Annotated in this window: 14 protein-coding genes; 4 read left to right on the plus strand and 10 right to left on the minus strand. The window is 30.5% G+C overall.

Annotated elements, in window-relative coordinates; all coding sequences use genetic code 11:
- Positions 1-128: 128 nt before the first annotated feature.
- The 4 genes from CX675_RS08815 (at position 129) to hflX (ending at position 6,214) form a co-directional block, all read left to right on the plus strand.
- Positions 129-2,915: a TonB-dependent receptor gene (locus CX675_RS08815; protein ID WP_130734871.1), complete on the plus strand. Its 2,787-nt coding sequence runs from the start codon at positions 129-131 to the stop codon at positions 2,913-2,915.
- A gap of 11 nt (positions 2,916-2,926) precedes the next feature.
- A complete protein-coding gene (locus CX675_RS08820) occupies positions 2,927-3,574 on the plus strand; it encodes a choice-of-anchor J domain-containing protein (protein WP_130734872.1) in 648 nt (215 codons plus the stop codon).
- 3 nt (positions 3,575-3,577) lie between these two features.
- Positions 3,578-4,885, plus strand: coding sequence for a DUF5689 domain-containing protein (locus CX675_RS08825; RefSeq protein WP_130734873.1), 1,308 nt, complete (start codon positions 3,578-3,580; stop codon positions 4,883-4,885).
- Positions 4,886-4,981: 96 nt separating this feature from the next.
- Positions 4,982-6,214 (plus strand): GTPase HflX, encoded by a 1,233-nt coding sequence (hflX, locus tag CX675_RS08830; protein WP_130734874.1) that lies wholly within the window; start codon positions 4,982-4,984, stop codon positions 6,212-6,214.
- Between the two features lie 62 nt (positions 6,215-6,276).
- Here the strand turns inward: hflX and CX675_RS08835 are convergent, their stop codons facing one another.
- The 10 genes from CX675_RS08835 to sufD form a co-directional block, all read right to left on the minus strand.
- Positions 6,277-7,230 carry a hypothetical protein gene (locus tag CX675_RS08835; RefSeq protein ID WP_130734875.1) on the minus strand — a complete coding sequence of 318 codons (954 nt, stop codon included), beginning with the start codon at positions 7,228-7,230 and terminating at the stop codon, positions 6,277-6,279.
- 825 nt (positions 7,231-8,055) lie between these two features.
- The gene (locus tag CX675_RS08840; RefSeq protein WP_130734876.1) at positions 8,056-9,006 is read right to left on the minus strand and encodes a hypothetical protein; all 951 of its coding nucleotides are present in this window, start codon (positions 9,004-9,006) and stop codon (positions 8,056-8,058) included.
- Between the two features lie 24 nt (positions 9,007-9,030).
- The gene (locus CX675_RS08845; RefSeq protein ID WP_130734877.1) at positions 9,031-9,942 is read right to left on the minus strand and encodes a DUF3078 domain-containing protein; all 912 of its coding nucleotides are present in this window, start codon (positions 9,940-9,942) and stop codon (positions 9,031-9,033) included.
- 120 nt (positions 9,943-10,062) lie between these two features.
- Entirely contained in the window at positions 10,063-10,569 is a 507-nt protein-coding gene (locus tag CX675_RS08850; RefSeq protein ID WP_130734878.1) for a DUF2480 family protein, read from the minus strand.
- Positions 10,570-10,575: 6 nt separating this feature from the next.
- A complete protein-coding gene (locus CX675_RS08855) occupies positions 10,576-12,411 on the minus strand; it encodes an ABC transporter ATP-binding protein (RefSeq protein WP_130734879.1) in 1,836 nt (611 codons plus the stop codon).
- Positions 12,412-12,482: 71 nt separating this feature from the next.
- A complete protein-coding gene (locus CX675_RS08860; protein WP_130734880.1) occupies positions 12,483-12,806 on the minus strand; it encodes an SUF system Fe-S cluster assembly protein in 324 nt (107 codons plus the stop codon).
- 30 nt (positions 12,807-12,836) lie between these two features.
- The gene (locus CX675_RS08865; protein WP_130734881.1) at positions 12,837-13,256 is read right to left on the minus strand and encodes a SufE family protein; all 420 of its coding nucleotides are present in this window, start codon (positions 13,254-13,256) and stop codon (positions 12,837-12,839) included.
- Positions 13,257-13,259: 3 nt separating this feature from the next.
- On the minus strand, positions 13,260-13,766 hold the full coding sequence (locus CX675_RS08870; RefSeq protein ID WP_130734882.1) for a hypothetical protein: 507 nt from the start codon (positions 13,764-13,766) through the stop codon (positions 13,260-13,262).
- Between the two features lie 88 nt (positions 13,767-13,854).
- Complete coding sequence (locus CX675_RS08875) at positions 13,855-15,075, minus strand: aminotransferase class V-fold PLP-dependent enzyme (protein WP_130734883.1); 1,221 nt, start codon at positions 15,073-15,075, stop codon at positions 13,855-13,857.
- Between the two features lie 145 nt (positions 15,076-15,220).
- On the minus strand, positions 15,221-16,537 hold the full coding sequence (gene sufD / locus CX675_RS08880; protein WP_130734884.1) for a Fe-S cluster assembly protein SufD: 1,317 nt from the start codon (positions 16,535-16,537) through the stop codon (positions 15,221-15,223).
- Between the last annotated feature and the right edge of the window lie 16 nt (positions 16,538-16,553).

Consider the following 16,553-nt stretch of genomic DNA (forward strand, 5'->3'; position numbering starts at 1 on the left):
TATATAATTATCAATTTTAGTACAAAATCGGTGCCAAAGGTAAATAATATTATTAAAAGTTATACATTTGCAGGCTGTTAAGTTTAAACCGCTTAAAGTTTAAATTATTATTAATTTTTATTCTTTCTATGAAAAAACTTGTACTAAGTACTTTATTCGTACTACAAGCCGTTTTAGTTTTTGCGCAACAAACCAGTGCCTTAAAAGGAAAAGTTGTGGATGCGAAATCGCAAAAGCCATTACAAAATGTTGTCGCAACTATTCAGAGTACCAATCAATCTGTTGTTACAGATGCGGAGGGTATTTTTAATTTTAAATCTATTCCTGATGGAGAGCCTGTATTGGTTGTTAGTTCTACAGGATATAGAACACAAACATTTGTTTTAGATGTTACTGCTGGTCAAACTGTAGACTTAGGTATTATTACTCTTGAAGAAGACATTACTACTGAACAACAGTTGAGCTTAGTTACTATTACTGAAAATGATTTGGGAGACGACAATACTGGTTCAGAAAGTACTTCTGGATTATTACAATCTTCAAGAGATACATATCAACAAGCGGCAGCATTTAATTGGGGTCAAGCACGTTTTAGAATTAGAGGTCTTGATAACCAATATGGAACTACTATGATAAATGGTATTTCTATGAATAAAATATATGATGGTAGACCACAATGGAGTAACTGGGGTGGTTTAAATGATGCTACACGTAATCAAGAATTTACAATGGGTTCTGCTGCTTCTGAATATACTTTCGGAAGTATTTTAGGAACGCAAGAAATAGATACAAGAGCTTCTCACTATAGACCAGGTAATAGAATAACTATGTCTGGAACAAATACAAATTACAGTTGGAGAGCTATGGGTACTCACGCTTCTGGTTTAAACGATAAAGGTTGGGCATATGTTGTTTCAGCTTCTAGAAGATGGGCAGAAGAAGGCTATTTTGATGGTACAGATTATAGCGCAAATTCTTTGTTTGCAAGTGTTGAGAAAAAATTTAATGACAAACATAGTCTTAACTTTACCTCTATTTATGCTGAAAATAGTAGAGGAAAATCTTCTCCAAACACACAGGAAGTTACAGACATAATGGGTGTTAAATATAATTCTTATTGGGGTTGGCAAGACGGTCATAAAAGAAACTCTAGAGATAAAGATATAGCAGAACCAATTAATATGTTATCACATTATTGGAAAATAAGTGAGAATACAACTTTAAATACGAATGTAGCATATCAAACTGGGAAAATAGGGAATAGTAGATTAGATTATCAAAATGGGAACAATCCTGACCCTACTTACTATAAAAAATTACCTAGTTATTTCAATAATTTAGGAACCTATACTGATGCTGAGATTAACGGTTTAAGAAATGACTTCATAAACAATTCTCAAATTGATTGGAATGCTATGTATATAGCGAATCAAAATTCTGGTTTTCCAGGAAGAAGTATTTATGTGCTTTATGAAGACAGAACTGATGACACGCAATGGAGTGCAAATTCACTTTTAAATAGTAGTTTGTCTGACCATGTTTCAATGAATGCAGGAATTAATTTCAAAAAATTAAAATCGCATAATTTTCAAAACTTATTGGATTTAATGGGAGGAACTTATTTTGCTGATATTGATCCTTTTTATTCAGGAGATACGAGTCAATCTGATTTAAACAATCCAAACAGATATGTTTTTGAAAATGATACGTATGGTTATAACTATAACTTATTTGCTACCGTTTTTGACGGATTTACACAATTTAAATTCAATTACAACAAATTTGATTTTTATTTAGCGCAAAGTTTTTCAAGAACTGAATATCAAAGAGAAGGGTTATATAGAAATGGTATTTATGCCGATAATTCTTATGGTAAAAGTCAAAAAACCACTTACGAAAACTTTGGTTTTAAAGGAGGTTTAACGTATAAAATTAATGGTCGTCATTTATTAGATTTTAATGGTTTATACATGACAAAAGCACCAATTATGAGAAATGTGTTTTCTAACGCACGTTTGAATAATAATATTACTCCAAGCTTAACGGAAGAGAGTATTGTAGGAGCAGATGCAAGTTATATTATTAGATCACCAAAATTAAAAGGACGTATCACAGGGTTTTATAATAAAATATCGAATAGTTCTGAAATTTCTTTTTACTATGCTGAGAGTATTGGTGAAGCTACAAGTGGTGATACAGATTCTTTTGTGAGTGAAATTGTTACTGGTTTAGATAAGCAAGCTATGGGTGCTGAATTAGGTTTAGAATATCAAATTACCTCAACCATTAAAGCAACAGCTTCTGCTTCTTATGGTCAATACATTTATTCAGACAATGCAAAGCTTCTAACTAATGATGATGGAAGAGCAGCAGAAGGATTAAATCCAATACGCAATTTTGGAACGGTATATATTAAAGATTACCATCAACCTGGATTACCAGAACAAGCATATTCTTTTGGTTTAGAATATAGAGACCCAAATTACTGGTGGGTAGGTGCAAATATCAATTATTTAACAGGAAGTTATGTTGATGTTTCTAGTATTTTAAGAACAGATAATTTCATTATTGATTCTGATCCAAATAATACACAAGGATACAGTTATCCAGGTGCTACCGAACCTAATGTAAGAAGAATTTTAAAACAAGAAAAATTTGACGATTTCATGTTGTTAAATTTAATTGGAGGTAAATCTTGGAGATTAAGTTCAAAAAATAGAAATACTTTTGGCTTTTTTGCATCTATTAATAATTTGTTAGATGTTGAATACAAAACGGGTGGTTTTGAACAATCAAGAAAGGCCACTTATCCAGATTTAGTTGCGGATCAAGCAAATGGAACTCCATCATTTGGTACGAAATATTTTTACGGATACGGAAGAACTTATTTTGTTAATTTCTATATTAACTTTTAAAAAAATGCTTTATGAAAAACTATTTTAAAATTATTTTAATAACAGGACTTTCTTTAGTGTCTTTTAGTTGTACTAAAGATGATGATTTTACTGTTTTTACTGATTATATTCCTGTAGTTGTAGGAGAAAATTATGAAAACAGTGAGACTGGAAGTGGATCTAACGAGGTAGCTGCTGCAACAATTGGATGGTTAAATGTTAATTTTGCTGGTACCAACAGAGTTTGGAATGTAAAAAGTTTTACTACCTCTGGAGTTACTAATAATTTCGCTGAATTTTCTTCTTTTTATTCTAATGCTTCTGATCCTGATGATGAAGTTTGGATGATTACATCGAAAATGAATTTTGCTGAAACACCAATAACTGAGCGTTTAAGTTTTGATTGCCAAACTAGATTTGCTAATTCTGCGGTCTTAAAAGTTTTGATTTCGACTAATTTCAATGGATTAGAAAGTGGTATACATTCTGCTACTTGGCAAGAATTAACAGTTGCTTTACCTACATCTAATGATGTATGGGTAGAAAGTGGAATAGTTGATTTAAGTGAGTACCAAACAGATGAAAATGTATATATTGCGTTCAAATATACAGGTAGTAAAGCTACAGGGGCAACGACAACTTTTAGATTGGATAACATTAGAGTTTTTGAAAATAAATAAGCTATGAAAAATTTAAAAATTATCTTAACAACAATCCTTTTCGCAACACTTACTGGTTGTGTTACAGGCGATGATTACAATACTCCAGATTTGTCTGGTGAATGTGTAAACTTAACTGCGGATGTAAACATTCAAGATGTTTCAAACCTAGCTACTACAAATCCTGAATTATGGGATGAAGTTACAAACGGTGGTGTTTTGGAAGCTTATGTTACCTCTTCTGACGAAGGAGGAAACTTTTATAAATCGATCTCTATGGTTGCTTATGATGCAAACAATAATGAGTATGGTTTTACGGTTCCTGTAAACGACTATAATCTATTTAATATGTATGAGCCAGGACGTAAAGTTTACATTAAAATGAACGGTCTTTATTTCATGGAAGATGATTATACAGACGATTTACAAGTTGGTGCTTTATATGGCAGTAATATAGGAAGAATTGAATTAGAGAAATATAAATCTAAAATTCTTCGTTCATGTGAAAAGAAAAATGAAGATGAGTTAGTACATCATATTACTTTAGCAGAAGCTTCAAATGTAAATTATTTGCATAAATTAATTGAATTTGACAATGTTCAGTTTTCAAATTCTGCTTTAGGTAGTACTTATTTTGATCCAAATAATACTGCTGGTTCTGGTACAAATCATTCAATAGTAGATCAAGATGGTAATTCAATTTTATTAAGAACTAGCGAATATGCTAATTTCGCAGGCGAAAGTATTCCTTCAGGAAATGGTAAAATCAGAGGTGTATTAACAAAATACGGTTCTACTTATCAATTCATGATTCGTACTTTGTATGATGTAAAATTGACTGAGCCTAGAATTGTTCCATTATTTGAAGAATCATTTGATACAAATTTCTCTAACTGGACTAATTATAGTGTTTCAGGAAGTCAACAATGGTATTTAGCTACCTATGGAAATCCAGCTCCATCAGCAGCTATGAATGGTTATAGTAGTGGATCAAATTATGCAAATGAAGATTGGTTAATTTCACCTGCAATAGACTTAACTAATGTATCGACTGCAACCCTAACTTTTCAAACGGCTTCAAGATACAATGGTAACATTTTAGAAGTAAAGATTTCTACCGATTATGCTGGTTCTGGTAACCCAAACTTAGCTACTTGGTCGTCGTTGTCAGCTACTTTAGATTTAAATACAGGAAGTTTTATTTGGACTAACTCTGGTCCTATAGATCTTTCTTCTTTCACTGGAAACAATGTGTATTTAGCTTTTAAATATACTTCAACAACTTCCGCGGCTAGAACATGGGAAGTAGATAATATTAAAATAGAGGAATAAAGTATTTATCCATTATTGTTAATTTAAAAAAAACGTCTCGAGTATTCGAGACGTTTTTTTTAAATAATTGTACCTTTGTAAGGTTAAAGAAAGACTATGTTAGAAAAAGAAAATCACGTATTTGAAAAAACTATTGTTGTAGGAATTGTTACTCAAAACCAAGACGAAGAAAAATTAAGAGAATATCTAGATGAATTAGAATTCTTAACTTTCACAGCAGGTGGAGAAGTAGTCAAGCGTTTTTGGCAAAAGATGGACAAGCCTAATCCTAAAACGTTTGTTGGAACAGGGAAATTAGAAGAAATCAAATATTATGTAAAAGACAATGCTATAACAACCGTTATTTTTGATGATGAGCTTTCACCTTCCCAACAAAAAAATATCAATAGAGAATTAGGAGATGATTGTAAAGTCTTAGACAGAACAAATCTAATCTTAGATATTTTTGCACAAAGAGCTCAAACATCTTATGCTAGAACACAAGTAGAATTAGCACAATACCAATATTTATTACCACGATTAACAGGAATGTGGACACACTTAGAACGTCAGCGCGGTGGTATTGGTATGCGCGGTCCTGGTGAAACTGAAATTGAAACCGATAGACGTATTGTACGAGATAGAATTTCCTTACTGAAAGAAAAAATAAAAACCATCGATAAACAAATGGCTGTTCAAAGAAGTAATAGAGGAGCTATGGTTCGTGTTGCATTAGTAGGGTATACCAATGTGGGTAAATCTACTTTAATGAATGCGATAGGTAAAAGTGATGTTTTTGTAGAAAATAAACTTTTCGCTACTTTGGACACTACTGTTCGAAAAACCGTTATACGCAATTTGCCCTTTCTTTTAAGTGATACGGTTGGTTTTATAAGAAAACTACCCACTCAGCTGGTTGAGTCGTTTAAAAGCACCTTAGATGAGGTGAGAGAAGCAGATTTGTTATTGCATGTGGTGGATATTTCTCATCCAGACTTTGAAGATCATATTACTTCTGTTAATGAAATTCTGAAAGACATTAAAAGTGATGATAAGCCAACGATTATGGTTTTTAATAAAATTGACGCTTTTCAGTCTCTTTATTTTGATGAAAATGATTTAAGTGTTGAAAGAACAGCAAGGCATTTTACTTTGGAAGACTGGAAACATACTTGGATGAATAAGATGGGAGAAGACAATACATTATTTATTTCTGCAACAGATAAACTAAACTTTGAGGAATTTAGAGAAAAAGTTTATGAAGCCGTGAGAAAAATTCATATTACTCGTTTTCCATACAACAATTTCCTATATCCTGAATATAAAGAAGCACATGATTCAGAATCATAATAATACGATACAAAACGAAAACGGATATGGGACTATATCCGTTTTTAGTTTTTTAAGATGAACTAGTCTAGTTTAAAACTTCTAGAACATAACAACTTCCCTTTTGAACTAAAAATATTTAGAAAATAAACTCCTTTTTCTAAATTTAATCCTTCTGTAGAAAATTCCTGTTTTACTTGACTTACTTGGTCAACATATTCAATATTCGAAACAAAACTATACACTAATTCTTTGTCTCCTATAAAATAGCTTTTTGTTTTTCCTACATTTTTATTATTGGTATCAAAAACTTGCACGTAAAAAACATTGGTTTTCTTTTCATTTGTTTTATCTACATATAAAGTATATTCTAATTCTAAGCTATTTACTTTTGAAGCTGTAGTTGTTTCTTTTTTTATACCATTACTTCTTTTATGATAGGTTTGTACTTTGGAATTGAGTAATCGAATATTGCCATCATATTCTCTAATAATATCTCGTATTGGCGATTCAGTTGAAGTTACTTTATTTGTAATTGTTTCTTCCTTATTTTCCTTTTTTATTTCACTACCCATATTGCCAGCAACTGTATTTTCCTCTATAGTTTCTTCTTTTTTTGAATTGGAATTGGCATCAAATGCTGTTTCATATTGTTTTTTGGCTTTAGCTAATTCTCTCTTCAAAGTCATTAATTTAGAAACATCTTTTTCTAATGATTCAATTTTAAAGATTAAACTTTCAATTTGCTGATGTTTTACATCTAGTTCCGTTTTAAGAGAATCATTTTCTGTTTTTAAGAATTGAACTTTTTCTAACTGTTGTTTTAGTTCTTTCATTAAAAATTCTTTTTCGCTAATAAGCTTGTCAATTTCAAGATATGATTTTTCTAAATCTGATTGTAATTCAGAAGTGTTGAAAAAAGATAAGTTTTTGCCAAAATCTGTAGAGGGAATCAAAAAACTTGTAGCAAGAACTATTAATGTAAGAGACGACAATACTAATGACGAAAGCGCCATTTTATACTTTTTTCTTACCATGGTGGTTAATAGTTTGGGTTGGTCGTAATTAAAATCTATAAAATAATCCTAAATCAAATACGTTTCAATGTTTAAAAATGTGATGAGACACAATCAAAACAATGTGTTTAGACTTGTATTTGCTAAATTTCATAATCAAATTCATTTGGAATGAGACAAATGATTTGAACATAAATTCAATTTTTTGAAAAGCTTTTTTATTGAATTTATCCTTACTCGTTCTATACTGTTTCCAAATAAGAAACAAAATTACTTTTGCATACTATTGTAAGACTAAACCTTTAATAGTATTTGTGTCGTAAATTTATGTAGCTGGAACAATCTCAACTTTTAAATTAGTACTCTTTTCCATAGATACCTAGTCCAGCCTGTAATAGGTAAATGAAAAAACGCAAATTTTTTGTATAGATAGTTTTTGAAGTTGTTGAATAGATTAGGAATAGTCTTTTTAACTGGTTAATATTAGCTGTTACTTGTTTCCAAGAAGATTTTTTGTATTTGTTGCTAAAAAGGCTATACTACTTGTTGCTTTTAATGATATAATTAAAGTTTTATAAAGTAATAAATGATGGTAATAATGATAACTTTTTCATTTCTAATAATTTAGAACCAGAGCTAATATACGTAAATAAAATTAAAAAAATAACAAAATAATAAAAAAATTAGTTTTTTTAAGAATTTAATTCCAAATAAAGCTTGTTAATGTATAAAAATGACAAGTAAAATCTTAAAAAAATAGATATTGTTTATTTTAATATAAAGCAAGATAGTATGTATTAAGTATTATAAAAATAAAAACTGGATCATTTAATCCAGTTTTTATTTTTAATCTAATTTAAAACTTCTTGAAGAGAGTAATTTTCCATTTTCGCTAAAGATGTTTAAAAAGTAAACTCCTTTATCTAAATCTAACCCTTCCGTCGAAAATTCTTCTTTGATTGAATTAATTTCTTCTTCATAGGCTACAATAGATTTAAAACTATAGACTAATTCTTTTTCACCAATATAAATACTTTTTGTTTTTCCAACGTTTTTATTGTTAGTGTCAAAAATTTGTATGTAAAAAATGTTTTCTCTTTTATTACTGTTTTTATCAGCATAGAGTGTGTATTGTAATTCTAAGATATTTACTTTAGTAGCTAATGTATGAGGTTTTTTTACTCCAGAATCTTTTTTAAAATAAGTTTGTATACTAGAATTTAATAAACGAATATTGTCATATTCATCTCTTATGATATCTTTAATAGGAGAGTTATTATCCACTTTTTTTTCTGTTACTTTTGTTTCAAGTAAAGCATTCTCTGTATTTAATGATGGAGTAGTACCTTTAGTCGCTATTGTATTTTTTCCATTTTTTAAAGTAGTATTTTCAGTTAATTGATTTTGAAACTCACTTTTTGCCTTTTGTAATTCTTTTTTTAGAGTCATTAATTTGGAAACATCTTTTTCTAAAGAGGCTATCTTTAGCATCAATTCATCTATTTGTTGATGTTTAATCTCTAATTCTGATTGTAAGGTTTCATTTTCATTTTCAAGCTTTTTATATTTTTCTAATTGTTCTTTTAATTGCAACATGAGAAATTCTTTCTCACTTATTAATCTTTCAATTTCTAAGTAAGATTTTTCTAAATCTGATTTAAGTGCTGCATTATTGAATAAATCAATATTTTTTCCTAAGCGTGTATTAGCAAGTACGAAAGTGGATGCTAAAATTAATAGGGTAAGTATAGATAATATTAACGACCAAGAGGCCATTTTAGAATTTTTCTTAAACATAACGGTTAATAGTTTTATTAAAAATTAAAAGCCATAATTGAAACCTAAACCAAATACTTCTCTAATTTGAAAAGCACCAATAGCATTATCATCATAAATAGCCTGGAAAGCAATATTAGTAGATATGTATTTGTTAATTTTCATTACAAGATTCATTTGGTAATCCATATCTACATTTTGTGGGTCTTCTAAATAGTTTGAATATAAATTCAAGATATTTTCCATAGATATATTCTCCATTATGTTGAATTTATAATACCCGTTTAATGCTGCTCCAAACTCAAAGCGTGAAGATTTTCCTTGTTCTACTCCAAAGGCAGTTCCTAATTCTGTAAAATGCTTGTGAACAAAAATAACACGGGAAGTTGCGGGTGCTATATTCACTTTTAGATTATCGCTCTTTTTCCATAACATACCAGGACCAGCTTGTAAATAGGCAGGAGAAAAGAAATGTGAATTTTTTGTGTATATTGTTTCTGAAGTAACAGGATCAGTAGATTTTACAAAACCAGCATCCATTTGTGTTCTAAAATTTAAGAATCCTGAATAGAACCAATATCCTTTCGCTTTTTTACCCAATAATGAAGTAAATTCTAATCGATCATCAGATTTAGTTGTTTTTTGACCCTTTAATTTATTTAAACCATAAGCAACAATAAATTTATTGTCCCAAATCATCTCAGGAGTCTTATAATTAAAATCATAATTAAGTCCTGCATTTCCTGCTATATTAGAAGTACCGCCGCCAAGCCATTCATTATTAAAAGCAGATTGATTGAAAAGTAAAATAAAGTTACCAGCTCTTTTCCAGCCCATGTTTGTCGTATCTCTAGCCTTAGTTTCCGCAGCTGAGGTTGTATTGATAAGTTCTCCTTCTGTTTTTTGAGAAAAAAGACTAAAAGAACTTAAGCTAAGTAATAAAAATAATTTTTTCATTTTGTTTGTTTTGTTTTGAATTGCGCTGCAAATTTAATTCAATTTTGCATTTAAGGTATAAAAACTGACAAACAATAATCGAAAACTCCGTTTAAATGAAAATTTTATAGTTGTATTACTTTATTTTGATTTGAATAATGGTACTGCCGAACAAGCTTCTCCAAACATAATACTTTTTGCAAATGGGGCTAATTTTTGAATTGCAAGAGTATAAACAGATTGTGGGACTGCTTTTTTTGAACAGCCTTTTAGAATTAATGGCTTGTTTAGATAAACCGAATAGTCTATTTGATTAAGTGTTTTGATATAATGATGTAAAATATAATCTTGGGTTGATCCTTCTATAATTTGCTTTGCATATGGTAATAGATACGTGCTAACCAAGGCAAAAGTCCAAGCGGGTAAAATAGCGTCTGTACTACAATACAGCACAATACCTTTGTCTTGATAAACAGACCAGTCCATTTCCTTTAGAGTAGTTCTAAAGTCTTTTTCTTTTAGAATAAACCCTTCTAATAGCCATTGTGAAATATCTATTGATACTAACGTTTCTTGTGGGAAAAAATCTTCCAAATCAAAGACTTCAAGAGAACTGTTAGCTACTTTATTTACTATTTGTTCTTCCATAATTTTTTATTGATAACCTTCTGCTTGTAACGAGAATAACTCAGCATATAGTTTGTTGTTATACATTAACTCCTCGTGAGTACCAGCTTCTAAGATGCTTCCATCTTCTAATACAATGATTCGGTCTGCTTGCCTTACCGTACTAAATCGATGTGAGATAATAATACTGGTTTTGTTTTTTATAAGGTGAATTAAGCGTTCAAATACTTCGCTTTCTGCTTTAGCATCTAGTGCAGAAGTCGGTTCATCTAAAATTATGACTTCAGCATTTTTCATATAGGCTCTTGCTAAAGCAATTTTTTGCCATTGTCCGCCTGATAATTCCTGACCTTTTACAAAGCGTTTGCCTAACTGTTGTTCGTAACCATTTTCTAATTCGGATACCACTTCTTCTGCTAAACTCAATCTAGCCGCTTTTTCAATTTGATTAAAGTTGTTAATTTGATCTATTTTACCAATGGCTATATTTTCTTTAACAGTAAACTCATATCGGAAAAAATCTTGGAAAAGAACTCCAAAATAGGTTTGATAATCGTGTTTATTATAGCGATTAATATTTACACCGTCTAAAAAAATTTCTCCCTGTGTAGGTTCATAAAAACGCAATATTAACTTGGTAAGGGTTGTTTTTCCCGCTCCATTTTGTCCTACGAAGGCGATTTTTTCACCTGCTTTAATAGTAAAACTTACATTTTTTAAAATTTGTTGTTCCGATTCTGGGTAAGCAAAATAAACATTTTTAAATTCAAAACCTTGCTTAATTTCTTTTGGCAAAGGAATGTCTTCTTTTGTTTTGGGTTCGGAAGAAATATCGATAAAATCAAAATAATCTTTTAGATATAAAGCACTTTCTGAAATTCTAGTAAAACGTGAAAAGAAATCTTGTAGACTTTTCATTAAGCGGTTAAAACTTCCCGATAAAAAGGTAAGTTCTCCTAAGGTAATTACACCCGATAAAACTCTGTAAATGATAAAAACATAGGCTGCATAATAACTAATTGAGCCTAAAACATTAAATATAAAACCATACCCAGAACGTTTTATAACCAATTTTTTATTGAGGTTGAAGTATTTTATAGCTAATTTTTTAAAACGATCTACCACAAATTGGGTTAACCCAAAAAGTTTAATCTCTTTCGCTGTTTTATCATTGGCTCCAATGTATCTCAAATAATCCAATTCCCTTCGTTCAGAGGTCCAACTCCTAGCCAACGAATATTGTTGTTGACTGAAGCGTATTTCGTTTAAAAAAGAAGGAATAATGCTTAAAACTAATAAGATAATAAGATAGGGTTCAAAATAAATTAAACCAGCGATTAACGTTGCGATAGAAATGGTAGTTTGTGCCTGTCCTAAAACATTCGACATTAAATCGACACGACCCATGGTTTGTGTTCGTGCTCTTTCTAGTTTGTCATAAAATTCTGAATTTTCAAGTAAACTAATGTCTATTTCATTTGTTTTCTGGATAATTTGTACGGATGTTTGAATGTTATATTGGTCGCCTAAAATACCATCAGTTAGCGCAATAGCTCTGCTTACTAAATCAGATACTATAACTAATGAAAACTCAATAGCAACATATTTCCAAAGTGTATTATAATCGGATATTTCATGGGATGTTATTTTGATAATTTCATCAATTATAATTTTACCAATCCATAAAATGATGACGGGAAGTAATGCAGCTACGATACGACAAAATGCGGATGCTAAAAATAGTGTTTTATTGGTTTTCCAAATTTCTTTAAAAAAACGAGGTATATAGGAAAGAGAATGAAAAGAAGCTTTCAGACCCATTTTTTTCTTGTCATTTAATGATTTTGGTTGAAAACGTGGCATTTTTTTGAGATTATAGTTTTGTTTACAGTCACAATTTGATTTGAAGATGCGACTGTAAACAGTATGCTCTTTTAAAGCATACCTAATTCTAGTTTTGCTTCTTCGCTCATTAAATCTTTACTCCAAGGTGGATCAAATGTAATTTCAACTTCAGCTGATTGCACTGCATCGATTGATTTTATTTTTTCTTCTACTTCCATAGGTAATGTTTCTGCCACAGGACAATTAGGAGAGGTTAAGGTCATTAAGATTTTTACGTCATTAGCTTCATTAATCATCACATCATAAATTAATCCTAATTCATAAATATCAACAGGTATTTCTGGGTCGTAAATGGTTTTTAAAACCTTTACCACACTTTCTCCTAAGTTGATTTCGTCTTTATATTCTTCCATTTTCTTTGTTATTTTTATACGGTTTACCACTTAACTTTTAGCATTAAAAGCTAAGGCATACATTTTTATTTGTTTAATCATTGATACTAATCCATTGGCTCTTGTAGGGGACAAGTGTTCTTTTAAACCAATTTCATCAATAAAATCAGTATTGGCTTCTAAAATAGCATCTGGTGTTTGATTAGAAAAAGTACGAATTAAAATGGCAATGATACCTTTTGTTAAAATAGCATCACTATCAGCTGTAAATGCAATAGTTCCATTATGTTCTTCCGCATGAACCCAAACCTTAGATTGACATCCTTTAATGATGTTCTCTTCCGTTTTGTATTTTTCTTCAATTAAGGGTAATGTTTTTCCTAATTCAATAATATATTCATAGCGTTGCATCCAATCATCAAACATTGAAAATTCGTCTACAATTTCTTCTTGTATGGCTTGTATGGTCATTTCTTATTTTATTTTATCTGCTATTTTTAAAATAGTATTTACTAAATCTTCAATTTTAACTGGAGGTGTACCACCATCAAAATCTGAAGAACGGTAAATATGATCACTCATTCTAACTTCTAAATTGGTTATTGGAGCACCATCATAAAAGCGTTTTTCTGTTGGTGCTTTTAAATTAGGTAATTCTTTTACATCAATATTGTTATATGCTTTTTCAATAGCTGTTATTTCTTCTGTGGTTAATGTTTTTGTTTTAGGATCTTCATCTCTACTATTTTGTACCGTAATAATTGTGTTCTCTATAGTTATTTTTTTAAAATATCCTCTTGACATAGATTCATAAACCAAAACCGGAATAGTTTGATGGGTTACTCCCGTTTCTTTATTTTCTGAAGGAATTGTTTTCATTTTTTCTAAATCTGTTGCCATGGCAGTTTCTGTTGCTTTCTTTTGGCAATTACAACTACTAATAGTTATAATTAAAGTAGATAAGATAGTAAGTGCTTTCATAAATGTGTTTGTTTTGTCATTTATGTAATCGCATGATATGCAGTTTAAGTAACTATACATTGCAAGCGATTTCATGTTTTGTTTTTGTTTAAGATAACATTGTTTTTGCTTTTTTAACGGCTTCTACAAAGATATCAATTTCTTCTTTGGTATTATAAAACGCAAAACTAGCTCTTATGGTACCTGGAATCTTAAAGAAATCCATAATAGGTTGTGCACAATGATGTCCTGTGCGTACCGCTATACCTAATTTATCTATAATCGTGCCAATATCATAAGGATGAATACCTTCAAAATTAAATGAAATAACAGAAGCTTTTTTGGTTAAATCAGAAGGTCCGTAAATGGTTACCCCTTCAATCTCTTGTAGCTTTTGTGTTCCATACTCTAATAATTCTTGTTCTTGTTTTGCTATGGCATCAAAGCCAATATGATTCATATAATCTACTGCCGCTCCAAAAGCAATTCCACCACAGATATTAGGAGTTCCTGCTTCAAATTTATGTGGTAAATCAGCATAGGTTGTTTTTTCAAAACTCACGGTTGCAATCATTTCGCCTCCTCCTTTATAAGGGGGTAATTTTTGCAACCATTCTTCTTTACCGTAGAGCATACCTACTCCTGTTGGTCCGCACATCTTATGCGCAGATGCCACATAAAAGTCAACATCTAAGGCTTGAACATCAGGTTTTAAATGTGGACACGCTTGTGCACCATCAATTAAAACCGCTGCACCTACTTCATGTGCTTTTTGTATGATGTACTCTATTGGATTGATGGTCCCTAAAGCATTCGAAATATGATTACAGAAAACCAACTTTGTTTTATTGGAAAGTAACGCATCATAATCCTCCATTATTAATTCGCCTTCCACACTCATTGGAATTACCTTTAATACTGCGCCTGTGTGTTCGCACAGCATTTGCCATGGTACAATATTACTATGGTGTTCTAAAGCAGAAACAATGATTTCATCCCCTTTTTGTAAAATTGACGCAAAGCCGTTAGCTACTAAATTTATACTTTCAGTAGTGCCTGAAGTAAGGATAATTTCATAGCTGTGTTTCGCATTAAAATGATGTTGGATTTTTGCTCTCGCTATTTCATAAGCATCTGTAGCCAATTGACTTAAAGTATGTACGCCTCGATGAATATTCGCATTATATCTAGAATAATAATCTACAATCGTATCAATTACTTGTTGAGGCGTTTGAGACGTGGCTCCGTTATCGAAATATACTAAAGGTTTTCCGTTTACTTGTTGTTTAAGAATGGGAAAATCGGCTCTTACTTTTTGAACATCAAACATCTTATATCAATTTGGTTACAAATTTACAACTTGATTATTTAAAATTGGAATAAATAAAGGTTAAAAATTCTAATTTGATTTTATGAAATAAAAAAGTGTTTCTAGAAAAATAGAAACACTTCATTCATAATTAAAAAAATGAATTTTATAAATCAAATCCCATTTTTACGCCTAATTTAGTGGCTATAATTTTTGTAATACGTTGCTTTAATTCAGGTATTTTAATACTTTCAATTACTTCATTTGAGAAAGCATACATCAAAAGAGCACGTGCTTCTTTTTTCGGAATACCACGTTGTTGCATGTAAAACATAGCGCTTTCATCTAACTGACCAATCGTACAGCCATGAGAACATTTTACATCATCTGCAAAAATTTCTAATTGCGGTTTCGCATTAATGGTTGCTTTTTCACTAATTAGAATGTTGTTGTTTTGCTGAAAAGCGTCGGTTTTTTGTGCTTCTTTTTCTACATATATTTTTCCATTGAAAACACCAGTTGCACTGTCTCCAAAAATACCTTTATAGTTTTGATGACTTTCACAATTCGGTTCTGCGTGGTGTACCAAAGTGAAATGATCCACATGTTGTTTGTTTCCAATAATCGTAATTCCTTTCAATGTAGAATCAATTCGTTCTCCTTGATGATAGAAATTTAGGTTATTACGAGTAATATTTCCTCCAAAAGAGAAGGTATGTACAGCCACTCTACTTTCTTGTTTTTGAGCAATATAAGTATTGTCTATTAAATTTGCCGATTGTACATCATTTTGAATTTTATAATAATCTACATTAGCTCTTTTTTGTGCAAAAATTTCGGTTACACTATTAGTTAGTACTGGATTACTATTCAAACTTTGATGACGCTCAATAATTTGTACGTGAGCATTTTCACCCACAATAATTAAATTTCTAGGTTGAACGATTAAAGCGGCTTCAGTACCTGTAGAAAAATTAATAATTTCAATAGGTTTATCTGCCACTTTGCTTTTAGGAATATTAATAAATGCTCCTTCTTGAGCGAAAGCAGTATTTAATGAAGTTAAGCTTTCGTCTTTTTTAGCTACTTGATTAAAGTAGGTTTCTAAAATAGGTTTGTATTTCGGTTTTGTTAATACAGAAGATAATAAACACACATCAATACCTTCATGAGTGGTTGATGATAAAAACGAACTAAATTTCCCATCAATAAACACTAATTTATAGGTGTCAATTTCATGAAGGAAATACTTTTTTACATCCTTAAATTCAATAGCATTGTCATGTTTTGGGAAAACCGAAAAATCATGTTTCAAAATAGCATTTAAAGAAGTGTATTTCCAAGCTTCTTCTTTTTTAGTTGGAAAACCTTTGCTTTCAAAATTTTTTATGGCTTGATTTCGCACATCATGCAAATGAGAGTCGCTATCGAACTTTTCTTCAAATGCTATGTATGACGAAAGTAGTTTGTCTTTTAAATCCATTTTTTGTTAGTTTACA

It is taken from the genome of Flavobacterium sp. J27 (genome assembly GCF_004303025.1).
Lineage (GTDB): Bacteria > Bacteroidota > Bacteroidia > Flavobacteriales > Flavobacteriaceae > Flavobacterium.